The 23,801-nt window shown below is 73.8% G+C and carries 19 protein-coding genes; 13 read left to right on the top strand and 6 right to left on the bottom strand.

Annotated elements, in window-relative coordinates:
- Positions 1-145 precede the first annotated feature (145 nt).
- Positions 146-1,012 (top strand): universal stress protein, encoded by an 867-nt coding sequence (locus NE235_RS07620; protein WP_252800243.1) that lies wholly within the window; start codon positions 146-148, stop codon positions 1,010-1,012.
- A gap of 19 nt (positions 1,013-1,031) precedes the next feature.
- Here the strand turns inward: NE235_RS07620 and NE235_RS07615 are convergent, their stop codons facing one another.
- Positions 1,032-1,784, bottom strand: coding sequence for an HAD family hydrolase (locus NE235_RS07615; protein WP_252800242.1), 753 nt, complete (start codon positions 1,782-1,784; stop codon positions 1,032-1,034).
- A 329-nt stretch (positions 1,785-2,113) separates the two neighbouring features.
- Here NE235_RS07615 and NE235_RS07610 point away from each other — a divergent pair, with 329 nt between their 5' ends.
- Positions 2,114-4,852, top strand: coding sequence for a cation-translocating P-type ATPase (locus tag NE235_RS07610; RefSeq protein ID WP_252800241.1), 2,739 nt, complete (start codon positions 2,114-2,116; stop codon positions 4,850-4,852).
- Between the two features lie 25 nt (positions 4,853-4,877).
- Here NE235_RS07610 and NE235_RS07605 read toward each other — a convergent pair whose 3' ends face one another.
- Positions 4,878-5,681, bottom strand: coding sequence for a rubrerythrin family protein (locus tag NE235_RS07605; protein ID WP_252800240.1), 804 nt, complete (start codon positions 5,679-5,681; stop codon positions 4,878-4,880).
- A gap of 410 nt (positions 5,682-6,091) precedes the next feature.
- On the opposite strand from NE235_RS07605, the gene NE235_RS07600 reads away from it, so the two are divergent.
- The 4 genes from NE235_RS07600 to NE235_RS07585 all read left to right on the top strand — a co-directional run bounded on the left by NE235_RS07600 (position 6,092) and on the right by NE235_RS07585 (position 9,518).
- Positions 6,092-7,036: an alpha/beta hydrolase gene (locus NE235_RS07600; RefSeq protein WP_252800239.1), complete on the top strand. Its 945-nt coding sequence runs from the start codon at positions 6,092-6,094 to the stop codon at positions 7,034-7,036.
- Positions 7,037-7,174: 138 nt separating this feature from the next.
- On the top strand, positions 7,175-8,218 hold the full coding sequence (locus NE235_RS07595; protein ID WP_252800238.1) for a class I mannose-6-phosphate isomerase: 1,044 nt from the start codon (positions 7,175-7,177) through the stop codon (positions 8,216-8,218).
- A 45-nt stretch (positions 8,219-8,263) separates the two neighbouring features.
- Positions 8,264-8,974 (top strand): polysaccharide deacetylase family protein, encoded by a 711-nt coding sequence (locus NE235_RS07590; RefSeq protein WP_252800237.1) that lies wholly within the window; start codon positions 8,264-8,266, stop codon positions 8,972-8,974.
- A gap of 40 nt (positions 8,975-9,014) precedes the next feature.
- The gene (locus NE235_RS07585; RefSeq protein WP_252800236.1) at positions 9,015-9,518 is read left to right on the top strand and encodes a MarR family winged helix-turn-helix transcriptional regulator; all 504 of its coding nucleotides are present in this window, start codon (positions 9,015-9,017) and stop codon (positions 9,516-9,518) included.
- A 183-nt stretch (positions 9,519-9,701) separates the two neighbouring features.
- On the opposite strand, the gene NE235_RS07580 is transcribed toward NE235_RS07585, so the two are convergent.
- A complete protein-coding gene (locus tag NE235_RS07580; RefSeq protein WP_252800235.1) occupies positions 9,702-11,447 on the bottom strand; it encodes a glycoside hydrolase family 15 protein in 1,746 nt (581 codons plus the stop codon).
- A 175-nt stretch (positions 11,448-11,622) separates the two neighbouring features.
- Here NE235_RS07580 and NE235_RS07575 point away from each other — a divergent pair, with 175 nt between their 5' ends.
- From NE235_RS07575 to NE235_RS07555, 5 genes are all read left to right on the top strand, one after another.
- Entirely contained in the window at positions 11,623-12,696 is a 1,074-nt protein-coding gene (locus NE235_RS07575) for a cellulose binding domain-containing protein (RefSeq protein ID WP_252800234.1), read from the top strand.
- Positions 12,697-12,708: 12 nt separating this feature from the next.
- Positions 12,709-14,319 (top strand): glycoside hydrolase family 27 protein, encoded by a 1,611-nt coding sequence (locus NE235_RS07570; protein ID WP_252800233.1) that lies wholly within the window; start codon positions 12,709-12,711, stop codon positions 14,317-14,319.
- 29 nt (positions 14,320-14,348) lie between these two features.
- Positions 14,349-15,755 carry an endo-1,4-beta-xylanase gene (locus NE235_RS07565; RefSeq protein WP_252800232.1) on the top strand — a complete coding sequence of 469 codons (1,407 nt, stop codon included), beginning with the start codon at positions 14,349-14,351 and terminating at the stop codon, positions 15,753-15,755.
- A gap of 279 nt (positions 15,756-16,034) precedes the next feature.
- A complete protein-coding gene (locus tag NE235_RS07560) occupies positions 16,035-17,513 on the top strand; it encodes an FGGY-family carbohydrate kinase (RefSeq protein WP_252800231.1) in 1,479 nt (492 codons plus the stop codon).
- Positions 17,514-17,877: 364 nt separating this feature from the next.
- Positions 17,878-18,081, top strand: coding sequence for a hypothetical protein (locus NE235_RS07555; RefSeq protein ID WP_252800230.1), 204 nt, complete (start codon positions 17,878-17,880; stop codon positions 18,079-18,081).
- Positions 18,082-18,087: 6 nt separating this feature from the next.
- Here NE235_RS07555 and NE235_RS07550 read toward each other — a convergent pair whose 3' ends face one another.
- Positions 18,088-19,317, bottom strand: a complete 1,230-nt coding sequence (locus tag NE235_RS07550; RefSeq protein WP_252800229.1) for a saccharopine dehydrogenase C-terminal domain-containing protein — start codon at positions 19,315-19,317, stop codon at positions 18,088-18,090.
- Between the two features lie 114 nt (positions 19,318-19,431).
- Between NE235_RS07550 and NE235_RS07545 the strand changes: the two genes are divergently transcribed.
- Positions 19,432-20,169, top strand: a complete 738-nt coding sequence (locus NE235_RS07545; protein WP_252800228.1) for a TetR/AcrR family transcriptional regulator — start codon at positions 19,432-19,434, stop codon at positions 20,167-20,169.
- Between the two features lie 59 nt (positions 20,170-20,228).
- Complete coding sequence (locus NE235_RS07540) at positions 20,229-21,731, top strand: serine/threonine-protein kinase (RefSeq protein WP_252800227.1); 1,503 nt, start codon at positions 20,229-20,231, stop codon at positions 21,729-21,731.
- On the opposite strand, the gene NE235_RS07535 is transcribed toward NE235_RS07540, so the two are convergent.
- Positions 21,728-22,558 carry an FHA domain-containing protein gene (locus NE235_RS07535; protein ID WP_252800226.1) on the bottom strand — a complete coding sequence of 277 codons (831 nt, stop codon included), beginning with the start codon at positions 22,556-22,558 and terminating at the stop codon, positions 21,728-21,730. The two genes, NE235_RS07540 and NE235_RS07535, sit on opposite strands and share 4 nt — an antisense overlap.
- Positions 22,559-22,838: 280 nt before the next feature.
- Positions 22,839-23,783 carry a fumarylacetoacetate hydrolase family protein gene (locus NE235_RS07530; RefSeq protein WP_252800225.1) on the bottom strand — a complete coding sequence of 315 codons (945 nt, stop codon included), beginning with the start codon at positions 23,781-23,783 and terminating at the stop codon, positions 22,839-22,841.
- Between the last annotated feature and the right edge of the window lie 18 nt (positions 23,784-23,801).

The following is a 23,801-nucleotide window of genomic DNA, read 5'->3' as shown; positions in this document are numbered from 1 at the left end:
TCCCAGCCGCCCGGAGTCCCGCGTACGAGAGGCGGACCGCCCGCCGATCGAGGACCTTCGGCCTCTGGCGGCCGGCGCCGGCGGCGGATGCGATGGGAGCGGGCACCGCCGGGAGCCCTTCCCGCGGCCGAGGAGAGGACGGGTCATGCGCGAGATCATCGTCGGCACCGATGGGTCGGACCAGAGCCTCCGGGCGGTCGAGTGGGCGGCCGAGGAGGCGGAGCGCAGAGCCCTGCCCCTGCGGATCGTGCACGCGGAGGCCGAGTGGATGTACGACACCCCGGTCGACCCGCGGCTCGTCGCGGTGCGGCAGTGGCTGCTGGCCGGTGACAAGGAGCTCCTGGCACAGGCGGAGGCCGCCGCGCGCGAGCGCGCCCCCGGCGTCGACGTCCGCGCGGAGAGCGCGCCCGGTCAGGTCGCGCGCGTCCTCCTGGAGAAGGCCGGAGACGCCGCGATGATCGTGCTGGGCGGCCACGGCATGGGAGCCGCGACCGGCCTGCTGCTGGGCTCCAGCACGCTGCAGGTCGTCACGCACGCGACGGTGCCCACCGTCGTCGTACGCGACCTGGAGCCCGCGCTGCGGCGGGAGATCGTGGTCGGCGTGGACGGGTCGGCGGTCAGCGAGCCGGCCATCGGGTTCGCGTTCGAGGAGGCCGCGCTGCGCAAGGCCCGGCTGCGGGCCGTCCACGTCTGGACGTACCCCGCGTCGAGCGGCCCGGGCGACATGCGTCCGCTGGTGTACGACCCGAAGATCGTCGCGGAGGAGGAGCTGCGCCTGGTGGAGAAGTCGCTGGCCGCCTGGCGGGACAGGTTCCCCGAGGTCGAGGTGGTCTTCGACGTCGAGCACGGCCGGCCGGTGCGGATCCTCGGCGGCGCGTCGGCACGTGCCGACCTCCTCGTGGTCGGCAGCCGGGGCAGGGGCGGCTTCACCGGACTGCTCCTGGGGTCGGTGAGCCACGGGTTGCTGCACCACGCCCAGTGCCCCCTGGCCGTCGTACCCGCCACCCGCTGAGCCGTACCGCGTGCGGGCGTCAGGGGCGGCCGGTCAGCGCGGGAGCCTTGCGCAACCGCAGCCGGGAGAGGTCCTCGATCACCGCGTCCGCGCCGTGGGCGCGCAGCACGGCGGCCCGGCCGACGCGGTCGACCCCGACCACGAGCCCGAACCCGCCGTGCCGTCCGGCGGCCACGCCGTCCGGTGACTGCTCGACGACGGCGGTCCGCGCCGGCGGCGTCCGCATCAGCAGCGCCGCCTCCAGGAGCAGGCAGGGTTCGAGGTGTCCGGGCAGCCCGGTGCCGGGCGCGTCCAGGCCGTCCAGCCGCACGTCGAACATGTCCGTGACGCCGGCCCGGGTGAGCAGTTCGGCGGCGTACCGGTCGGCGGAGATCGCGGCCGTGCGCAGCCGGTGACGGCGCGCCGCGCGGACGAGGTCGACGGTCGAGGCGAAGGGCGCGATCCCGTGGCGGCGGACCTCGGCGAGGAAGAGCCGCTCCTGGCGCCCGGCCAGCTCGGAGACGACCTCCGGCCTCGGCACCGGCCCCTGGGACGCGAGGAACTCGCGAACCCCGGCGGCCCGCGGCCTGCCGTGGAAGTACCGCAGGTAGTCCGCGCGGACCTCGAACGGCCGGAAACCCCCCTCCCGATCGCCGGCGTGGGAGCGCAGGAACGGGTCCAGCGCCGACTTCCAGGCGGCCGCCGCGGCCTGGGCGGTGTCGAGGATGACTCCGTCGACCCCGAAGATGATCGCCGCGATGTCGCCACCGAGAACGCACTGATCGGTCGGCACCCGCCTCACCCCTCTCGGCTCGCACCCGAACTTCGGCTCGCACTTTCACTTCAGGCGATTCCCCGGCCGGGTCGTAGGGGCGGAATTCCCCTGCGTCCGGGGACTTCTGTCCCTTGCCGGAGTAAAGGTCCCTTTGCCGGTAACGGCGCCGAAAGCCGGATCGGGCGCTGCCCCGGGTCGTGTCGGGCCGAAGGTCCCGTCCCACATGGGACAACGCCCCTGAGGTGCGGACGCCCGCCGGTGAGAGTTTGAGATCACAGCCCGAGCCGCGTCGGTCGCTCGGCCACGCCGGTGGCCGCGTCGCGGCGTCGACCGAGGAGGCGAACGCGGTGACCGTCGAGGCCGGTGCCGGAGAAGAGATGATCGAGTCCGACCAGCGCGGGTTGTCGTCGGACGAGGCGGCCGTGAGACTCGGCCGCGACGGCCCGAACGTCCTGCCGGGACGGCCGCCGACGCCGCTGTGGCGGCGGGTCCTGTCCCAGCTGCGCGACCCACTGATCGTCGTCCTGCTGGCGGCCGCCGCGCTGACGATCGCCACCGGCGACTGGACCGACACGGCGGTCATCCTCCTCGTCATCGTCGTGAACACGTCGGTGGGCGTGTGGCAGGAGATCCGCGCCGACCGGGCGATCACCGCCCTGTCCGAGCTCACCGCGCCGGCGGCCCGGGTCATCCGGGACGGGGAGCAGGGGCTGATCCCCGCCGCCGACGTCGTCGTCGGCGACCTCCTGGTGCTCGCGGAGGGCGACATCGTCCCCGCGGACGCGCGGGTGGTCGAAGCGGCGACGCTGCTCCTCGACGAGTCCTCGCTCACCGGTGAGTCCGTACCGGTGGGCAAGGAGACGGGGGCCGACGAGTCGCTGTGGGCGGGCACCGTCGTGGTCAAGGGCCGTGGCCGGGCCCATGTCACCGCGGTCGGCGCGGCCAGTGCGACCGGGCGGATCGCGGGGATGATGGACCGGGGCGGTGGCCTGACCCCGCTCCAGCGGCGCCTCGTCGGCATCGGCCGGATGCTCGCCGGTGTCACGGTCGTGCTGTGCGCCGTGGTCCTGGCGTTCGGGCTCGTCCGCGGGCAACCGGTGGAGCTCATGGTCGTGACCGCGATCAGCCTCGTCGTCGCGGCGGTGCCCGAGTCGCTGCCCGCGGTGGTGACCCTGAGCCTGGCCCTGGGCGCCCGCCGGATGGCCGCGCGGCACGCCCTCGTGCGCAGGCTACCGGCCGTGGAGACCCTCGGATCGGTGACCGTGCTCGCCACGGACAAGACCGGCACGCTGACCGAGGGCCGGATGGTCGCCCGCCGGCTGTGGACCCCCGCGGCCGAAGCGACGGTCACCGGCTCCGGATACGCCCCCCTGGGGGAGGTCCGGCAGGCCCTGAGACGGCCCGATTCGGATGCCGGCCGGCCGGTACCCGACCCCGCCGCGTCCGGTCGCCCGGTGCCCCGCTCCTCCGTGTCCGGTGGGCCGGCATCCGGATCCCAGGTGCCCGGTGACTCGATGACCGACCTGCTGTCGGCGGCGGTGCTCTGCAATGACGCCCGGCTCGTCCCCCCGCAGGACCCGGACGGAGAGTGGGAGGCCCTGGGCGATCCGACGGAGGCCGCGCTGCTGGCCGCGGCGGCCAAACGGGGACTGGACCGGGAGGAGCTGAACGCCCGGCTGCCCCGCGTCGCCGAGCGGCCCTTCGACAGTGAGCGCAAGCGGATGAGCACCGTCCACCGCCTGCCCGGCGGCCGGGTCCGCGTGATCTGCAAGGGGGCGCCCGAATCGCTGCTGTGCCCGTCGGTCCTGGCCGACGACCCGGGGCTGCTCGCCGAGGCCGCGACCCGGGCCGGCGAACTCGCGCGAGAGGGATTCCGGGTGCTGGCCGTGGCGTGGGCCGACCGCGAGCGGCCGGGCGATGAACCCGAACAGGACCTGCACCTGCTCGGACTCGTCGCCATCCTGGATCCACCGCGTACGGCCGCCGCCGGGACCATCGCCGCGTGCCGCCGCGCCGGGATCAGGCCGATCCTCATCACCGGCGACCACCCCGGCACCGCGGCCGCCGTCGCCGCCGAACTGGGCATCCTCGACGCCGGGGACGGCCGGTCCGAGTGCCGGGCCCTCGACGGAGCCGACCTGGACGACGGGGAGGTGGGACGCGTCGCGGTGTTCGCGCGGGCCACCCCGGAGCACAAGCTCCGGATCGTCCAGGCGCTGCGCGAGGAGGGGCAGATCGTGGCGATGACCGGTGACGGCGTCAACGACGGCCCGGCGCTGCGCCGCGCCGACATCGGCGTCGCCATGGGACGGCGCGGCACCGAGGTCGCCCGCCAGGCCGCCGACCTCGTCCTGGCCGACGACGCGCTCGGCACCGTGGTCGCCGCCGTCGAGGAGGGCCGGCGCGTGTACGCCAACATCCGGCGGTTCCTCATCTACGCGCTGTCCGGCGGCGCGGCCGAGATCGCCGTCATGCTCGTCGGCCCGTTCCTCGGCCTGCCGCTCCCGCTGCTGCCGGCCCAGATCCTGTGGATCAACCTGCTCACCCACGGACTGCCGGGAGTCGCCCTCGGCGGCGAGCCCGCGCGACCCGGCGACATGAGCAGCCCGCCCCGGCCCCCGGGCCAGAGCATCCTCGGCGCGGGACTCTGGCTACGCGTCATCAGGATCGCCGTGGTCGTCGGCGCCGTCACCCTGGGCGTCGCCGTCTGGGCGCACCACGCGGGCCGTCCCTGGCAGAGCATGGCGTTCTTCACCCTCGGCGCCACCCAGCTCGGCGTCGCCCTCGGCTCCCGCTCCCGGCTCCGCACCCGGGCGAACCCGCTGCTGCCGGTGGCCATCGCGTCGGCGCTGGCCCTGCAGGTGGCGGGACTCTATCTCCCGGCGCTCCGCGACCTGCTCGGCACCCGGCCGCTGACCGGCCTGGAGCTGGCGGTCGTCATCGCGCTCTCCGGACTCGGCTACGCCGCCGTGCGCCTCGACCGGCTGCTGCATCCGGGCCGGGCCGCCGGCGACCGCGCGGGACGGCCTGCCGTGTCCGCGCGGTCACCGGAACCCGGCCCGGAGGAGGACACCGTACGGTCGTGATCCCCGTCACGGGGACGGCGCCGGATCAGGAACCCGACAGCCGGTCGCGGGCCTTCTCGAAGGAACGGGCGTGCCGGGCCTCGTCCCGGGCGTTGTGCCGGAAGGTCCGGGCCGCCTCCGTGTCACCCGCGGCCTCGGCGCGCTTGGCGAAGGTCGGGTACATGGTCTGGGACTCGTACCGTTCGCCGGCGATCGCCTTGGTCAGGTTCTCGTGCGTCGTGCCGACGAGCCCGGCCAGACGCGCCGTCTCGGGCAGATGCTCGCGCAACTCGACCTCGCCCGTGCCCCGGAACAGCCGCGCGACGTCGGGGCGGGCGGCGTGCTGCCCGTACAGCCGGTACTTGGCGTACGCCAGTGCCTCCCCGTGCAGGGCGGTGTCCAGATTCTCCCTCGTCTGTTGCGCGCGGACCATGGGCGGGCCGGCCGGGACCTCGACCGGGTGGACGACCGGCGCCGCGGGGACGCTTCCGCTGCGGGACCGGGACTTGACGGCTCTGAGGGCCGTGTCGAAGGCGCGGGCGTGTTTCGCCTCGTCGCCGGCGATCTCCGTGAAGCGATTCGCCGCGTTGGCGTCGCCGGTGCTCTGAGCCTCACGGGCGAAGCCGGGGTACATGTGCCGGGACTCGTACCGCTCACCGGTGATCGCGTCGCGCAGGTTGGCCGCGTCGCCCTTCACCTGGCCGCTCAGCTTGGCCTCGGTCGGGAAATGCTCGTTCAGCTCGACGTCGGCGGCGCGTTCGAAGATCCGCGCCACGGACGGCAGCCCCTCCCGCCGGGCCTGCTCGGCGTACAGCCGGTACGAGGCGTTGGCGAACGCCTCACCGCGCATCGACTGTGTCAGGTCGGTTCGCGTCTGCGGAGCGGGCGGGTCTGCCGCCAGGGGCGCCGACGGACTCCCGGATGAGATCGCCGAGGCGGCGAACGCCCCGCTCGCGGGGCTTCCGAGTGCGATCGCGAAGGCGCCGACGATCAGCGCGCGCGTCGAAAAGGGTTCATGATCAAGGACCTCCTCGCCGGACGTGGAACGTCCATGGCCGATAGGAAGTGGCTACCCGGGTGAAGCGTCACTCACTGAACATCAACCTCTAATCAGTCATAACGGATGAAGCAGACTTTGCCGTTCGCGTGAGCGCTCTCCCGCGCCATGCCTTTCGCGGGGGCGTACCCCGTTTCCCCGTTTGCCGCCGCTTGAGGGGACCGGCGGTCCCGCGCGCGGCCCGCCTGCGGCACGATGGCCGCATGCTGGTCACCACGGGAACAGACGTCGCGGAGGAGACCCGCGCGTTCAACGACGAGCTCGCCGCCCTGTACGCCGCCGGACCGCAACTGCACGAGGTCGACGATCCGCCGGCGTCCCGGGCGGCCCGCGCTCGCGGAGAAGGACCGCTGGCCCCACCCGGGCGGCTCGCCGAGGGCCGCGATCGCACCATCCCCGGGCGCGCCGGCCCGATCCCGGTCCGGATCTTCACGCCCGCCGAGGTACGCGGCGTCTACCTGCACCTCCACGGAGGCGGCTGGACCCTCGGCACGGCCGACTCCCAGGACCCCATGCTCTGGCGGCTCGCCACCGAGGCCCGCGTCGCGGTGGTCAGCGTCGACTACCGGCTCGCCCCCGAGCACCCGTATCCGAGCGGCCCGGACGACTGCGAGGACGCCGCGCGGTGGCTTCTCGCGGCCGCAGGCCCGGAGTTCGGCGCCGAGCGGCTCGTCATCGGCGGCGAGTCGGCCGGCGCGCATCTCGCCGCCGTCACCCTGCTGCGGCTGGGCACGGCGGCGCGCGCGTTCCGCGCGGCGCAGCTGACCTTCGGCGCCTACGACCTGTCCATGACGCCGAGCCAGCGCCGCTGGGGCGAACGGAACCTGGCGCTGTCGACCCCCGTCCTTCAGTGGTTCATCGCGAAATTCCTGCCCGGCATGAGCCCCGAGGAGCGCCGCGCCCCGGACGTGTCCCCGCTGTACGCCGACCTGTCCGGACTGCCGCCCGCCCGGTTCGTCGTCGGGACCCAGGACCCGCTGCTGGACGACACGCTGTTCATGGAGGCCCGCTGGCGGGCCGCCGGGAACGAGACCGAGCTGGAGGTCGTCGCGGAGGCCCCCCACGGCTTCGTCGGCTTCCCGCTGACGGTCGCCGAGCGCGAGCTGGCCCGCCAGCGCGAGTACGTCGCGCGCTCCGTCGCCTCCTGACACGGACGCCGACCCCTCCGGCCTGGGGAGACCCGCCGTGCCGCACCGGACGCGTCCATGGCACGCTGGCGAACGAGTGTTCCACCGCGGCCGCCGGAGCCGGCTCCGGCGGCCGCGGACCGACCGTAGGAGGGACCCGTGCGCCCCGTCGTGCTGCCGCCCAATATGCCGCGTTCGTTCTACCGGGGCGCCGGCCGCATCGGCCGGTTCCGCGACGCGCCGACGCCGGCCGCCACGGACCCGTACTTCCCGGAGGACTGGGTGGGGTCGGTCACCGCGCGGCACGGCGCGGCGCCGGCCGGGCTCACGACGCTGCCGGACGGGCGCCTGCTGGCCACGGCCGTCGCCGAGGACCCGGAGACCTGGCTCGGCCCGGATCACCTCGCCCGCCACGGCGCGGACCCCGCCATCCTCGTCAAACTCCTCGACGCGGGGGAGCGACTCCCCGTCCACGTGCATCCGAGCCGTGGCTTCGCCACCGGCCACCTGGCCTCGCCGTACGGCAAGACCGAGGCGTGGGTGATCGTCGACGCGGCGCCGGACGCGGCCGTGCACCTGGGCTTCCGGCGGGACGTCGGCACCGAGGAACTGCGCGGGTGGGTCGCCGGGCAGCGGACCGGGGACCTGCTGGCCGCCACCAACCGGATCCCCGTCCGCCCGGGCGACGCCATCGTCTGCCCGGCCGGCCTTCCGCACGCCATCGGCGCGGACATCCTGCTGGTGGAGGTGCAGGAGCCGACCGACTTCTCGGTCCTGCTGGAGTGGGAGGGCTACGACGTCGACGCCGAGACCGGCCATCTGGGTCTCGGATACGACGCGGCGCTCGCGTGCGTGGACCGTTCCGCCTGGGACGACCGCCGGATCGAGGAGCTGCGCGGCGCGAACCGCGCCGGGCGCGGCATCCGCCCCGGGATCGACCGGCTGTTCCCCGCGGCGGCCGACCCGTTCTTCGCCGCCGAGCGCGTCCGCCCGGACCCGGTCGGTGTGCTCGACCCGGCCTTCTCGGTGGTCGTGGTCACGGACGGGTCCGGCGTGCTGGAGGCCGAGCACGGCGGCACGCTCGAGGTCCGCTCCGGTCAGACGCTCCTCGTCCCGTACGCCGCGGGTCCCTGCACTCTCCGGGGCGACCTTCGGGCGATCCGCTGTCGTCCGCCGTACGACACGCCCGGCACGGAGGTCTAAGCGGGTTCACCTGCGGTGACGGGCTCGGAGCGTACGCTGGGAGCGATGGCACGGACCGCGCTGACGCTGGGCATGGCGGGCCTGGCCCTGGCACACGCCGGGCCGGCGGCGAGCCGGCTGCGGGCCGTGCGCCGCCGCCTGCCGGGCCTGGCGGGGGAGGGCCGCCGAGATCACGTCGCGCTGACGTTCGACGACGGCCCCGACCCCGGCTCGACGCCCCTTTTCCTCGACGAGCTGCGGAGGCTGGACTGCCGTGCCACCTTCTTCGTCGTCGGGGAGACCCTCATGCGGCACCCGGACGTGGGCCGCCGCATCGTCGCGGACGGTCACGAGATCGCCGTACACGGCTGGCGGCACCGGTACGCCCTGCTGGCCCGCCCCGGCCGGGTCACCGCGGAGATCCGCCGGGCCGCCGACCTCGTCGCCGCCGTCACCGGCGCCGACCCGATCTGGTACCGGCCGCCGTACGGCGTGCTCAGCGCGGAGGCGCTGGCGGCGGCCCGCCGGCGCCGGCTGCGGCCGGTGCTGTGGACGGCGTGGGGGAGGGACTGGACCCACTCGGCGAGCCCGGCCTCGGTCCTGACCACCCTGTCCCCGGACCTGCGCGGCGGGGCGACGATCCTGCTGCACGACTGCGACCACACCTCGGCTCCGGGCGCGTGGCGCTCGGCCCTGGGCGCGCTGCCCGAGCTGGTGGCCCGCTGCCGCGCGGCCGGCCTGCGCGTCGGCCCGCTACGTGATCATGGTCTCCGGTGAGCCCATGCGGGCCGGCCGACGCGCCGGGTAGAACAGAGACATGGTGGAACGCGCGATCGAACCCCTGGAGCCGGGACAGGTGCCGGACGACGACATCGATGCGGTGACCTCCGCGGTCCTCACCGCGTCGCGCCTGCTGGTGGGGATCTCGCTGCGGTCGCTCACCGCCGTGCGGGAGCAGGTGACCTTGCCGCAGTTCCGCCTGCTCGTGGTGCTGGCCACCCATGAGGAGACCAAGCTGGTGACCCTCGCCGATCACCTGGGGGTCAACCCCTCGACCGCGATGCGGATGGTGGAGCGCCTGGTGGCCGCGGGGCTGATCGACCGGCGCGTCAATCCGGCGAGCCGCCGTGAGGTCCTGCTGCGGCTGACCGGGGACGGCAGCCGCGTCGTGGACGAGGTCACCGCGCGCCGCAGGGAGGAGATCGCGGCCATCGTCGCCGCGATGCCCGCCGAGCAGCGGGCGGGGCTGGTCGGAGCGCTCAAGGCGTTCACCGACGCCGGCGGCGAGCCGCTCGTGACCGAGACCCGCGCCTGGGACTGACCGGCCGCCGGCCCCGGCCGGGCGCACCTGCTCGCCACGGGCCGAGGGGCGGGCGCGTGGCGGCTCGCGCGGGCCGGTGGCCCGGGGGCGTGGAGGTCTCCGGCCCGGGCCGGGCGTGCCGGCTCACTGCGTGCCGGCTCACTGCGTGCCGGCTCACTGCGTGCCGGCTCACTGCGCGTCGGTTCACTGCGGGTCGGTGGCCAGGCGCGTGGCGGTCTCCAGGAACAGCGCGTGCACGAACGCCTGGGGCAGGTTGGCGCGGAGCTGGCGTTGCCGGATGTCGTACTCCTCGGTGAACAGGCCGGTGGTGCTGCAGCCGGACCGGAGCCGCTCGAAGCGCCGTACGGCCTGGGCCGTGTGCCCCTGCTGGTGTTCGGCCAGCGCGAGGAAGAACCCGCAGAGCATGAAGGCGCCCTCGGCGTCGCCGAGCGGGCGTTCGTCGATCTGGTAGCGGTAGACGAATCCGTCGTCGACCAGACGGTCGCGGACGGCCTCCAGGGTGGCGACCGTGCGCGGGTCGCCGGCGGGCACCGCGCCCCTGACCGGGGGGATGAGCAGCGACGCGTCGATCCGGTCGTCACCGGGCGCGCGGCGCCAGTGGCCGGCGGGGCTGAGGCTCGTGCGCGTGGTGTCCGCGAGGATGGACTCGGCCAGCGCGAGCCACTCGCGGACCTCCCGGGGCCCGGCGACGGCGGCCGCGGCGGCGCGCAGCCCGCCGACGCAGGTCAGGCGCGAGTGCGTCCAGCACTCGTCGCACGTCTCCCAGATCCCGGCGTCGGGCCGGCGCCAGTGCGCGGCGATGGCGTTCACCGCGACGCGGGCGGCGCGGGCCGCGTCCACGGGCAGGCGGTCCGCGCGGGCCGCGGCGGCGAACAGGTGCAGCGCCTCGCCGAAGGCGTCGAGCTGGAACTGGCGCTGGACGCGGTTGCCCGTGACGAGCCGGGAACCGGGATAGCCCGGGAGGTCGTGGTGTTCCTCCGCCGGGACCGGGTCTCCGGCGACGGTGTAGGCCGGGCGGAGGCGGTCCCCGTCGGCCAGGAGCCGTTCGGCGACGAAGCGCACCGACGTGTCCAGGAGGGCCGGCCGTGCGCCGTGGGCGGCCACCGCGAGTCCGGCATAGCACTGGTCCCGGATCCAGGCGTAGCGGTAGTCGTAGTTGCGGTCGTCTCCCATCCGCTCGGGCAGGGAGGTGGTCGCGGCGGCCACCATCCCGCCACGGCGGCTCGTGAGCCCGGCCAGCACCGCATAGGCGAGCTGGGCGTCCCGGGGCGCGAGCGTGTCGTCGCACCGTGGCACGTGCCTCCGCCAGCCGGCCTCGGTCGCCGCCCACAGGTCCCCCGCGTCGAGCGGCTCGTCGGATCGGCCGGTCGTCAGCTCGAGCACCAGGTCGTGGGCCTGTCCTTCGGCGAGTTCGAGCTCCAGGACGAGGCCGCCGTCCTCGACGGCCCGCGCGGCGCCGCTCCAGCGCAGGTGCACCGGGCCGCTGCGCGCGGTCCAGACGCCGTCCTCGGCGCGCAGGCCCGTCATCCTGCCGCCTCCGAATCCGGCATGCGGGTCCAGGCGGACGCGCACGCGAGCCGGCCCGCGGACGGCCTCGATCCGGCGGAGGAGGACGGCGCGGTCGTGGCGGGCCGGGACGGCGAGCGCCTCCCGGCACTCCACCACGCCGTCGCCCGTGACCCAGCGGCTGCGCCAGATCAGGCTCCGGTCCTCGTAGTAGCCGCCCCACACCCGCCACTCGTCGACGGGCTGGACGCTGTAGAGGCCCCGGGCCCCGACCAGGCCGCCGAAGACGGCCGGTGACTCCCAGGCCGGGAAGCACATCCACGCGATGTTGCCCTGCGGGCCGATCACCGCGCCGCGCTCTCCGTCGGCGACGAGGGAGTACTCACGGAGCACGTGCGGCCGAGTGATGTCCGAACCGGTCATACCCGCTGCCTTTCCCGAACCCGGCCCGCTATGCGGTCGGCGGGGAGGGGCTGTGGGCGGGGACCGGCGTGAAAGCCGATGAAAGCCGCATTGACCGGATTCCTCACCCCTCTTAACGTCGCGGTGCACATTATGTCGGACCTTGTTCGGAATATCGAACGAAAGGCTCCCCGCAATGCCGCCGCGTCAATTCCCCCTCCCGGGTACCCCTCTCCGGTGGGCCGTCGCCCTGGCCGCGGTGCTCCTGGCGGCCGGCGCCCTCATCGGCGTCGGCACCGCTCGCGCCGAGTCCAACGGCGGGGTACGGGTCATGCCCCTCGGTGACTCGATCACCGACGGCGTGACGATCCCCGGCGCGTACCGGACCGGCCTGTGGCAGCGCTTCACCGGCGGCGGGTACCGGGTGGACTTCGTCGGATCGCTGTCCAACGGGCCCTCCGCGCTCGGCGACCACGATCACGAAGGCCACTCGGGCTGGCGCATCGACCAGATCGACGCGAACATCGTCGGCTGGCTGCGCGCCTACACGCCGCACACCGTCCTGCTGCACATCGGCACCAACGACGTCATCCAGACCCACGACCTGTCCGGCGCGCCCGCGCGGCTGTCGGCGCTCATCGACCACATCACCGCCACGGTGCCCACCGCCGAGGTGTTCGTCGCCACGATCATCCCGCTGGCGTCCTCCGGCCTGGAGGCGAACGCCCGCACCTACAACAGCGCCATTCCCGGGATCGTGCAGAGCAAGGCGAACGCGGGGAGACACGTGCACCTGGTCGACCTGCACGCGGCGCTCACCACCGCCGACCTGCTGTCCGACGGCGTCCATCCCAACGCCACCGGATTCGACAAGATGGCCGCGGCCTGGTTCGCCGCGCTGCGCTCGGTACCCGGCAGCATCGGCGACACCGGCGGGGGCGGCCCGACGCCCACGCCACCGCCCGGCGACCGGACCTGCACCGCCGCCTACACCCTGACCGGGCAGTGGTCCGGCGGGTTCCAAGCCTCGGTCACGGTGACCGCCGGGAGCACCGCCATCACCGGCTGGACCGTCACCTGGCGCTACGCCGGCGGCCAGACCGTCACCCAGGCGTGGAACGCGACGGTCACGAGCTCCGGCTCCGCCGTCACCGCCCGCAACGCCGGCTACAACGGCGCGCTCGCCGCGGGAGCGAGCGCGGAGTTCGGCTTCCTCGGCACCTCGACCGGCGTCAACGAGGTGCCCACGCTCACCTGCACGGCGACCTGACCGGAGGACTCGATGAAACCCTCACCCCGCCGACGCCGGCTCGCCGCCCTCATGGCCGTGCTGCTCCTGCCGGTCCTGGCGCTCGTGTCGGCACCCTCGGCGTCGGCACTCGGCAACGGCCTCGCGCTGACCCCGCCGATGGGCTGGAACGACTGGAACGCCTACGGCTGCAACGTCAGCGAGCAACTGGTGGAGCAGACCGCGCTGGCCATGCACAACAACGGCATGCAGGCGGCCGGCTACCAGTACGTCAACATGGACGACTGCTGGATGGCCTCCAGCAGGGACGGGGGCGGCAACCTGGTCGCGAACTCCTCGAAGTTCCCGCACGGCATCGCCGCGGTCGCGAACTACGTCCACTCTCTCGGCCTGAAGTTCGGGATCTACGAGGACGCCGGCACGGCGACCTGTGCCGGATATCCCGGCAGCTACGGGCACGAACAGCAGGACGCCAATCTGTTCGCCTCCTGGGGCGTCGACTACGTCAAGTACGACTGGTGCAACATCCCGTTCGGGAACTTCTCCGGCCAGTCGCACCAGCAGGTCGCCAAAACCCTGTACACGCGGATGCGTGACGCGCTGTCGGCCACCGGCAGGCCGATCGTCTTCAGCATGTGCAACGGCTGGGACGGCAGCGTGCAGCCGGCGACGTGGGCCGGCCCGGTCGCGAACCTGTGGCGTACGACGGCCGACATCCAGCCCAACTTCGGCAGCATGCTGTCCAACTTCCACAACACCGTCGGTCTCGCGCCGTACGCCGGTCCCGGCGCGTGGAACGACCCGGACATGCTCGAAATCGGCAACGGGATGAGCGCGACCGAGGACCGGGCGCACTTCAGCCTGTGGGCGGAGATGGCCGCCCCCCTCATCGAGGGGGGCAACCTGGTCAACGCGAGCTCCACCACCCTGTCGATCCTGACCAACCGGGCGGTGATCGCGGTCGACCAGGACCCCCTCGGGAAGCCGGGGACCCAGGTGTCCTCCTCCGGCGGGCACGACGTCCTGGCCCGGCAGCTGTCGAACGGTGACGTGTCCGTCGTGCTCTTCAACGAGACCGGCTCCACCGCGACCATCTCCACCACCGCGGCCGCGATCGGCAAGTCGGGCGCGTCGAGTTACACGCTGACCGACCTGTGGAGCGGGGCCACGTCGACGACCACGGGGACCATCAGCGCCTCCGTGCCGGCGCACGGCGCCGTCATGTACCGGGTCGCGGGCGGCACCACCGGCACGCCCCCGTCCGGCACGGTCCACGCGGTCGGGGCCGGCAAGTGCCTGGACGTGCCGAACTCGACGCAGGCCAACGGCACCCAGGTGGACATCTGGGACTGCAACGGCCAGGCGAACCAGGCGTGGGTCAACAGCGGCGGCCGGTTCACCATCTACGGCGGCGCCAAGTGCCTGGACGCCTACGACAACCAGACCAGCCCCGGCACGAAGGTCGAGATCTGGGACTGCAACGGCGGCGCGAACCAGCAGTGGCAGGTCAATTCCAACGGCACCATCACCGGGGTCCAGTCCGGGCTGTGCCTGGACGTCTACGACAACGGCACCGCCAACGGCACCAAGGTCGAACTCTGGACCTGCAACGGCGGCGCGAACCAGCAGTGGACCGTCCGATGAGCGGACCGCGTACCGACCAAAGGAGGATCATGAAACGTCTCATCCGAGGTGACCGGCGCCGCCCCCTGGCGGCGGCGTCGGCCGCGGCGGCGGCGCTGGCCGCCGCGACCCTGGCGGGCATGGCCATGCTGGTGCCCGGCTCCGCGCAGGCCGCGAGCACCCTGGGCGCGCAGGCGGCCCAGTCCGGGCGTTACTTCGGCACCGCCGTCGCCGCCGGGAAGCTGGGCAACTCCACGTACTCCACCATCCTCGACCGGGAATTCAACATGATCACCCCGGAGAACGAGATGAAGTGGGACACCACCGAACCGTCCCGCGGTTCGTTCAACTTCGGCCCGGCCGACCAGATCGTGAGCCACGCCCAGGCACACGGGCAGCGCATGCGCGGCCACACCCTGGTCTGGTACCAGCAGCTCCCCGGCTGGGTCAGCGGCATCGGTGACGCGAACACCCTGCGCAGCGTGATGGACAACCACATCACCTCGGTGATGAACCACTACAAGGGCAAGATCTACGCCTGGGACGTGGTGAACGAGGCGTTCGCCGATGGCGGCAGCGGCCAGCACCGCAGCTCGGTGTTCCAGAACGTCCTGGGCAACGGTTTCATCGAGGAGGCGTTCCGCACCGCGCGCAGCGCCGACCCCAGCGCCAAGCTCTGCTACAACGACTACAACATCGAGAACTGGAGCGACGCCAAGACCCAGGGCGTCTACACCATGGTCCGGGACTTCAAGTCGCGCGGCGTCCCGATCGACTGCGTCGGCTTCCAGAGCCACTTCGGTTCCAACGGCCCGCCGGCGAGCTTCCAGACCACGCTGTCCAACTTCGCGGCCCTCGGCGTCGACGTCCAGCTGACCGAGCTCGACATCGCCCAGGCGGGCTCGACCCAGTACGGGAACACCGTCAAGGCGTGCATGAACGTCTCCCGGTGCGCCGGCATCACCGTGTGGGGGATCCGCGACAGCGACTCCTGGCGCAGCGGTGACAACCCGCTGCTGTTCGACGGGAACGGCAACAAGAAGGCGGCCTACAGCGCGGTCCTGTCCGCGCTCGGCAGCGGCGCGACGGTTCCGCCCGACAGCCCGCCGCCGAGCACGCCCACCCCGCCGCCGGGCAACGGAGGCTGCCGGGTGACGTACGCCGTCAGCTCGCAGTGGCAGGGCGGCTTCGGCGCGAACGTGACCGTGACGAACCTGGGCAGCCCGGTCTCGAGCTGGACCCTGACCTGGTCGTTCGGCGCGGGTCAGCAGGTCACCCAGGCGTGGAACGCCACGGTCTCGCAGAGCGGGGCGAACGTGACGGCGCGCAGCGTCGACTACAACGGTTCGCTGTCGACCGGTGCCAGCACGAGCTTCGGGTTCAACGGGTCCTGGAACGGTGGTAACCCGGCGCCCTCGAACTTCGCGCTCAACGGCACGGCCTGCAGCAGCGGCTGACGTTCCCCGCGGCGCGGCGGCCGCCACCCGGACATGGAGGGGCCGGGTGGCGGCCGCAACTTCTGCCTCCAGCGGTGCGCCCGCGGATGCCTCCGCACAGCGGCGTCGCAGCGCGGGCAGACCCGCTGGACCCGGTCCGCCCACCCGCCCGACTCGGGAAGGTTCTCCGCGTAACGGGGGAGCGTCGCCGCCCGCCGCCGGTCGGAGAGAATCGACGGCGCAAGGGTGAGGCGGGAACGCCGTCGCACGGCAGCGTTCCCGGGAGGAAGGGGTGCCCGGATGAGCCTGCTGCTCGGAGTCGACATCGGCACGTCCAGCACCAAGGGGGTGCTGACCACTCCAGGTGGCGAGGTCGTCGCGACGGCGGTGCGTGAGCACGCGGTGTCGCGGCCGCGCCCCGGATGGGCCGAGCACGACGCCCGTACGGTCTGGTGGGACGGCTTCGCCGCCGTCACCCGCGAGCTGCTCGCGCGGGCGGACGCCCCGATCGCGGGCGTCGGCGTCAGCGGCATCGGGCCGTGCGCGCTGCCCGCGGCCGCCGACGGCGAACCGCTGCGGCCGGCCATCCTCTACGGCGTCGACACCCGCGCGGTCGCCGAGATCGAGGAGCTCACCGCGCGGTACGGCGCAGAGGCGATCATCGAACGCGGCGGCTCGCCGCTGACCACCCAAGCGGTCGGGCCCAAGCTCGCCTGGCTGCGCCGCCACGAGCCCCGGGTGTGGGAGCGCACCCGGCGGCTGTTCATGGCGAGCTCCTACCTCGTCCACGAACTCACGGGCGAGTACGTCCTCGACCACCACTCGGCCAGCCAGAGCTCACCGCTGTACGACAGCCGCGAGCACGCCTGGATCGCCGACTGGGCGGCGGAGATCGCCCCGGGCCTGGACCTGCCGCCGCTCGCCTGGCCCGGCGAGGTCGCCGGCGCGGTCACCGAGACGGCGGCGAAGCGGACGGGTCTCGCCGCGGGGACCCCGGTCATCGCGGGCACCATCGACGCCTGGGCCGAGGCGGTGAGCGTCGGCGTCACCGAGCCCGGCGACGTCATGGTGATGTACGGCACGACGATGTTCCTCATCGAGGTCCTCGCGTCCCGCCGTACCTGGCCGGGCCTGTGGGGCACGGTCGGCGTGACGCCCGGCACGTACGACCTGGCGGCGGGCATGGCCACCTCCGGCGCGGTCACCGACTGGCTGCGGCAGCTGACCGGCGCGGCGTACGAGGAGCTCACCGAGGAGGCGCGCGCGGCCGGGCATGGGGCGGGCGGGCTGATCATGCTGCCGTACTTCGCGGGCGAGCGGACCCCGCTGTTCGACCCGGACGCGCGGGGCCTCGTCCTCGGCCTGACCCTCGACCACGGCCGCGGGCACCTCTACCGGGCGGCTCTGGAGGGCACGGCGTTCGGCGTCCGGCACAACCTGGAGGCGATGCGGGCGGCGGGCGGCACGGCCGCACGCCTGGTCGCCGTGGGCGGCGGCACCAAGGGCGGGCTGTGGACCCAGATCGTCTCGGACGTGCTCGGCCGCCCTCAGGAACTGCCCTCGGTCACGATCGGCGCCTGCTACGGCGACGCGCTCCTCGCCGCGCGCGCGGTCGGCCTGTCGGACGGCGCGGGCTGGAATCCTCCGGCGGGCACGGTCGAGCCCGACCCGGCCGCCGGCCGGACCTATGACGCGTTGTACGAGTTGTACCGCGGCCTGTACCCGGCGACCCGCGACGCGGCCCACGCTCTGGCCGCGCTGTCCCGCGACCCGGCCTGAGCAGCCGGACCGCTCCCACCGGCCGCTCCGATCGGGCCGGTCCTATTCGGCGATCCGCCGAATAGGACCGGATCGTCCCGCTCGCCGCCGAGCTGCGCGTCGCGGTGGAGCAGGCCCAGGCCGACCTGCCCGAACTGTGAACGCGCCGCGGTACGGGTTACCTCACACGCGGGCTTCTCGGCAGGTGATCGGCGCCGGCCGTGATGCGACCGCCCGGGCATGCCATGGCAGTGGTTCCCGGGGGCGTCGTCCTCGCGACGCGGTGGACCGGGGCGTAACGTCGGAGGTGAGGCGCCCGCCTCGTTCACCGACCGGATTTACCGCGGATGATGCCCGCCCACGACCCAGGTCCTCGGAAACGGCGATGCCCACGCTGATCGCCGGACTTCTCCTTGGCCTCGTGGCGGGGCTGGTCGCCGGTGTGATCGTGGGCCTGGTGGCCGGGCTCGTCGTGTTCCTGACGGCCGGACTCCTGGCCGGGCTGATCGCCGGCCTGCTCATCGGCCTCGTCCTCGGCCTGGCCGTCGGGTTGCTGCTGGGCGGCTTCCTGGCCCGGCTCCGCCGGTGACCGCCGTCACTGCTCGCGCATCCCCCACGGGGACCCGTACGCGGTCAGCAGGTCGAGGAAGGGGCGGGCCGGGAACGCCTCGGGGCCGAGCACGCCGGTGCCCGTCCACGCACCCGTGGCGAGGAGCTCCAAGGCGATCACCGGGTTGACGGCGGTCTGCCACACCACGGCCTGGGATCCGTACTCCCGCATCGACCACTGGTTGTCGACGACGTGGTAGAGGTACACCTCGCGCGGCTCGCCGTCCTTGACACCCTTCACCCAGGTCCCGGCGCAGGTCTTGCCGTGCATCCGGTCGCCGAGGCCGGCCGGGTCGGGCAGGGCGGCGGCGACGACGTCGCGCGGGGAGACCCCCGCGGGGCCGTGGTCGGTGGGCACGGTGAGCGGGGCGGTGCGGTCCAGACCTAGCTCGTGAAGGGTCTTGAGCTTGGCGATGAAGTCGTCGCCGAGCCCGTACTTGAAGGTGACGCGCCCGGCGTCGACCCAGCGGGGGACCAGGAGCACCTCCTCGTGCTCGACGTTGACGCACTCGACCGGGCCGATGCCCTCGGGGAAGTCGAAGACCTCCGGCTCGCTGAAGGGCTCCGTGGTGAACCAGCCACGCCCCCTCTCGTAGATCACGGGCGGGTTCAGGCACTCCTCGATGGTGGTCCAGATGCTGAACGAGGGCGCGAAGTCGTAGCCGTCGACGGTCAGGTTCGCGCCGTCGCGGATGCCGATCTCCTCGATCTCGTCGAAGAGCTCGTCCGCGGCGTACCGGGCGAAGACGTCGGACAGGCCGGGCTCGACGCCCATCCCGACGAGGGCGAGGAGCCCGGCCTCGCGGTAGTCCCCGGCGCGGGCGAACTGGTCGTCGCCGAGCTTGACCCCGCACAGCTCGTACGGGCGTTCCGGGTGCGGGTGGGACAGGGACATCGCCATGTCCAGGTAGTGCGCGCCGGCGTCGCGGGCCGCGCCGAACAGCGGCAGGACGAAGCGCGGGTCGGTCGCGTTCAGCAGCACGTCACAGCGGTGCTCCCGCAGCAGGCCCGCGACCGCGGCCCGGTCGGCGGCGTCGACCCGGGCGGCGCCGAAGCGAGACCCGGCCCCTTCCGCGGAGGCCACGGCGGCCACCGCGGCCTCCGCGCGGCCGAGGTCGTGGTCGGCGACGACCATGTGCTCGAAGTAGTCACGGCGGGCGGCGATCCGAGTGATCGCCGATCCGACGCCACCCGCGCCCACCAGCAGGATCCGCACCGTGAATCATCACCTTTCACATGGTTCATCCGTGAGTGAGCGGTTCACTCGCGCTGAGACGATCCAACGGCCGGTCCCCGAATAACGTCAACCCTGTTGGCATAAGGTGGCGGCATGGCGAAGAAGGTGGTGCAGGACGCCGAGCGCCGGCGGCGCCGGCGGACCAAGCAGGGACTGGTGCTCAGCCACGCCCTGATCGTCGAGACCGCGCTGCGCCTGCTGCGCGAACACGGCCCCCAAGGCCTCACCGCGCGCCGCCTCGGCCTGGCGCTGGGTGCCGACCCCAGCACCGTCTACCGGTACTTCGACGGCATGGACGACCTGATCCTCGCCCTGGCGGACGAGCTGATGGGGCGGGCCGTCGCCGGCTGGGAGACGACGGGCGACTGGCGGCGCGACCTGCGCGATCTGGGCCTGCGCATCCACGCCACCTACCTCGCCCACCCCCAGGCGGCCGTGCTGACGGCGGCCCGCGTCAGCGGACGCTCGCAGGAGATCGCCGCCGACGAGGCGATCCTGGGACTCCTGCGCGGCGCCGGATTCCCCGACCCGGCGGCGGTGCGGATCTACCACGCGTTCATCGACCAGGCCCTCGCCTTCGCCGCGCTGGACGCCGCGTCCCTGACCCTCCCGGAGCCCGCCCTCCGCGCCGACCGGACGATCTGGCGCGCGACGTACGCGCGGCTGCCGGAGCGGACGCATCCGAACATCACCGCGGTGGCGGACCTGCTGGCCGCGCGGATGAACTCCAGCGCCTACCCGGCGGCCCTCGACCTGATGCTCGCCAGCGCCGCCGCGGAGCTCGCCGCCGCGCCACGGGACGGCGGTAACGAAGTCGTACAGTCCGTCTGACTTCGTGTTCGGAACCGGGAAGATGGTCCCGGACTGCCGGGCGGAGCGGAGGAGACGGGATGGCGTCGGGTCGCACGAGGCTGGAGCCGCTGTCCCGGCAGGACCCCCGGCGGATCGGCGGATACGCCCTGCTGGGACGGCTGGGGAGCGGCGCGATGGGCCGGGTCTACCTCGGCCGTTCGGCGTCAGGGCGGCTGGTGGCGGTCAAGACGATCAGGAGCGAGTTCGCCGGCGACGCCGACTTCCGCTCCCGCTTCGCCCGTGAGGTCGCCGCCGCGGGCCGGGTGAGCGGCGTGTTCACGGCGGCGGTGGTCGCCGCCGACCCGGACGCCGAAATCCCGTGGCTGGCCACGGCGTACATCGCGGCGCCCTCTCTCGACCAGCTCGTACGGACCTGCGGGCCGCTGCCCGTCCCCGCCCTGCGCTGGCTGGCGGCCGGGTGCGCCGAGGCGCTGGAGTCGATCCACCAGGCGGGCCTGGTGCACCGGGACCTGAAACCGTCCAATGTGCTGGTGTCGATCGAGGGGCCACGGGTCATCGACTTCGGGGTGGCGCGGGCGACCGAGCGCGTCACGGCCACCGCGACCCACCAGGCGGTCGGCACCCCGGCGTACATGGCGCCCGAGCAGGCGCGTGACAGCAGGCGGACGACGCCGGCGAGCGACGTCTTCGCACTGGGCTCGACCTTACTCTTCGCCGCCACCGGGCACCCGCCGTACTCGGGGAAGTCCGTGACCGACGTGCTGCTCCGCCTCGCCGGCGAGCCGCCGGACCTCAGCGGGATGCCGGACGAGGCGGCGGACCTGCTGCTGGACTGTCTCCGCCGAGACCCGAAGGGCCGTCCCACGGCCGGCTCCCTGCTGGCCCGGCTGGCGGCCGAGTTCGAGGGCGGCGGCGCGGCCTCGCTGCCCGGCGAGGCGCTCGCCCTGCTCGACGAGTACCGCCGGGAGCCTCCGCCGGTGGAGCCACCGGCGGACGACGGCGACGACGCCGCCGAGGCCACCCTGGACTCGCCGACGTCCCTCCGGGTACCGGAAGGGCCGTCTCACCGCCGGCGCCCCGACCGTCCCGGTGTCCCGGATCCGCCGCACCCGGCCACGCCCCGGCGGGCGGGCAGGGGCGGGCGCGTCGTCGCGGCCGTGCTCGGAGCGGCCGTGGCCCTGCTCACCGGAGTCGTACTGGGCCGGATGGGCGATGACGACGACCGGCCGCGACGGCCGCCGGGTCCGCCACCGCCCGGGGCGCCCGGCGTGGCCCGCACGGCACGGCCGTCGGGCCCCCCGCAGATCATGCTGAATCAGGACTTCGGGGACGGGCGCACCGGGTTCGTCGTCCACGGCACCGGACTGACCCCGGGCCGGCCGGTCACGGTCCGCCTGGACCGGAACCGGCTGTCGGCGGTGACGCCGGTCGTCGACTTCGCGGGCACGTTCAACTACGTGATCAACCAGAGTCACGAGTTCTTCCCCGGGAAGATCCCACCCGGGCGACATCGCGTCACCGTGACGGTGCCCGGCGCGGACGCCCCGCTCCAGGCGGCGTTCACCGTGAACGCCCTCTAACGCGAACGGTCCCACCACAGGTCCTCCTGCCGTGAGCACCAGGACGGGTCGGCGAGGCGGTCCAGGTCGGCCGGGGTGACGATGGCGTGCTCGATCAGCACGCCGACGACCACCTCGTCGGACAGCCGGGTCCCGGCCCGGGCGAGCCCCCGCGAGTTGATCTTGCGGCGAAGCACCTTGAGGTGCTCGCCGACGCGGGCGGCGAGCCGGTCGCGGAAGACGGGGTCGTGGTCGAACTGCTCGATCTCGTAGAACGCGTCCGTCACCTCCAGCGCCGCACGGGCGATCTCCGGCGTCCGCGGCAGCGGGGTCGTGCGGGTCGGGTCCAGCAGCCACGGCCGGCACAGGAGCAGCGCCACCAGGAAGAGCTTGGTGTGCGGATCGAGGTACAGCGGGAGGAGCGTCGAGTCGTCCTCCGTCCGGGCCGCCGGCGGGCTCACCAGGGCGTCGGTCACCGCGGCGAGCACCGTCACGCGTACGGCCTGGCCCTCGTCGAGCATGCCCCGTGACCCCACCAGCGTCGTGCCCGACCGGATGAACCACCCGGCGGACGGCTCGCCGCCGTTCTCCATCGGCGGCAGCCGGATCTGGTACCCGTCGCTCTCGGCGTACAGCGCGTGCGTCCGGCTGAGGTTGGCCACCCACGCGCCTCCGCACAGGGCGCTGATCACCCCCGCCCGGCGGGAGAGCCCCCGGTCCGCGGAGATCACCAGGTCGGCGTCCGGCCCGCGGCCGAACACCAGCCGCTCGTGCTCGGGGAGGTCCCGGACGGCCCCGGACGGCGCCGTGACGCGCGTGACGGCGGCAGGCGTGGCGCGCGGCGTCATCGGGGCACGCTGCCAGTGCTCATGGTCGGCGAGTGTAGGACCCGCCTCTCCGGCGCGGCCATCCCCGAATCCGGGGGTAGCCGGAAACGGCCGCCGGAGGGTTCCCTGTAAGGGCCTCAGCGCGCCGTGGCCATCTTCCATCAGCGCCGTCTCATCACCGGACACGCGGGGGCGGTTCGGTAGGGGCGGTACCGCCCGGGGTGATCCGGAGCAGTCTGGAGGGGCTGCTCCGGATCACCCTGGAGTCATCCCCGGAGCGCGACGCTCCTTCCCAGCCTGGTCACGGGCGGCTCCGGTCGCGCCTGCGGCCGCGCGGTACGGCCACGGGGGCGGTGCCGGGGACGACCGTGTTGGAGATGGCGCCGATGCCCTCGGCGGTGAGCGTCACCGTGTCGCCGGGCCGCAGCGGCGGGGGAGTGCGCTCCCCCCGGAGGCCCCACAGCTCCGCGAGGCAGCCGCCGTTGCCGCAGGTCCCCGAGCCGAGCACGTCGCCGGGGCGGACCCAGGTGCCCCGGGAGGCGTAGGCGATCATCTCCTCGAACGTCCAGCTCATGTTGGACAGCAGGTCCGTTCCGACGACCTCGCCGTTGACCTCCGCGGTGAGGGCGAGGCGGAGGAGGCCGTCGGCGTCGCGGTAGGGCTCCAGCTCGTCCGGGGTCACGAGGTACGGGCCGAGGGTGGTGGCGGTGTCCTTGCCCTTGCAGGGGCCGAGGCCGACCTGCATCTCGCGGGACTGCAGGTCGCGCGCCGACCAGTCGTTGAACAGCGTGTACCCGGCGATGTGGGCGCGGGCCTGCTCGGGGGTCAGGTCGCGGCCCTCCCGGCCGATGACCACGGCGACCTCGAGCTCGAAGTCCAGCGCCCGGCTGCCGGGCGGCATCGGCACGTCGTCGCCGGGGCCGATCACCGCGTACGGGTTGGTGAAGTAGAAGGTCGGGGCGTCGTACCAGGCGTCCGGCACGCCGGCCGCCCCGTCGACGCTGCGGCGCACCCCCTCGACGTGCTCCTCGAACGCGACGAAGTCCCGGACGGTGGGCGGCCGCAGCGGCGGCAGCAGGCGGACCTCGCTCAGCGGGACGGCCGCCCCGGCCGGGGGAGGGTCGGCGAGCCCACCGGAGCCGAGCAGGCCGAGCAGGTCGGTGCCGTCGGGGAAGGGGCGCACCGCGGCGCCCTCGACGACGCCGCAGCGGCGGGAACCCCGGTGCTCGTAGGTGGCGATGCGCATGGGTCTTCCTTCGGAGAC

Source organism: Actinoallomurus spadix, from assembly GCF_024055725.1.
GTDB classification, from domain to species: domain Bacteria; phylum Actinomycetota; class Actinomycetes; order Streptosporangiales; family Streptosporangiaceae; genus Actinoallomurus; species Actinoallomurus spadix.
This window is presented reverse-complemented; position numbering and strand designations above follow the sequence as displayed.

Bases quoted from the DNA above. Each gene is read 5' to 3' on its own strand.
- NE235_RS07620 (WP_252800243.1), top strand. From the start codon at position 146: ATGCGCGAGATCATCGTCGGCACCGATGGGTCGGACCAGAGCCTCCGG.
- NE235_RS07605 (WP_252800240.1), bottom strand. From the start codon at position 5,681: ATGCGCGGTGAGGCGTTCGCCAACGCCTCGTACCGGCTGTACGCCGAG.
- NE235_RS07600 (WP_252800239.1), top strand. From the start codon at position 6,092: ATGCTGGTCACCACGGGAACAGACGTCGCGGAGGAGACCCGCGCGTTC.
- NE235_RS07590 (WP_252800237.1), top strand. From the start codon at position 8,264: ATGGCACGGACCGCGCTGACGCTGGGCATGGCGGGCCTGGCCCTGGCA.
- NE235_RS07585 (WP_252800236.1), top strand. From the start codon at position 9,015: ATGGTGGAACGCGCGATCGAACCCCTGGAGCCGGGACAGGTGCCGGAC.
- NE235_RS07580 (WP_252800235.1), bottom strand. From the start codon at position 11,447: ATGACCGGTTCGGACATCACTCGGCCGCACGTGCTCCGTGAGTACTCC.
- NE235_RS07575 (WP_252800234.1), top strand. From the start codon at position 11,623: ATGCCGCCGCGTCAATTCCCCCTCCCGGGTACCCCTCTCCGGTGGGCC.
- NE235_RS07570 (WP_252800233.1), top strand. From the start codon at position 12,709: ATGAAACCCTCACCCCGCCGACGCCGGCTCGCCGCCCTCATGGCCGTG.
- NE235_RS07565 (WP_252800232.1), top strand. From the start codon at position 14,349: ATGAAACGTCTCATCCGAGGTGACCGGCGCCGCCCCCTGGCGGCGGCG.
- NE235_RS07560 (WP_252800231.1), top strand. From the start codon at position 16,035: ATGAGCCTGCTGCTCGGAGTCGACATCGGCACGTCCAGCACCAAGGGG.
- NE235_RS07555 (WP_252800230.1), top strand. From the start codon at position 17,878: ATGCCCACGCTGATCGCCGGACTTCTCCTTGGCCTCGTGGCGGGGCTG.
- NE235_RS07545 (WP_252800228.1), top strand. From the start codon at position 19,432: ATGGCGAAGAAGGTGGTGCAGGACGCCGAGCGCCGGCGGCGCCGGCGG.
- NE235_RS07540 (WP_252800227.1), top strand. From the start codon at position 20,229: ATGGCGTCGGGTCGCACGAGGCTGGAGCCGCTGTCCCGGCAGGACCCC.
- NE235_RS07535 (WP_252800226.1), bottom strand. From the start codon at position 22,558: ATGACGCCGCGCGCCACGCCTGCCGCCGTCACGCGCGTCACGGCGCCG.
- NE235_RS07530 (WP_252800225.1), bottom strand. From the start codon at position 23,783: ATGCGCATCGCCACCTACGAGCACCGGGGTTCCCGCCGCTGCGGCGTC.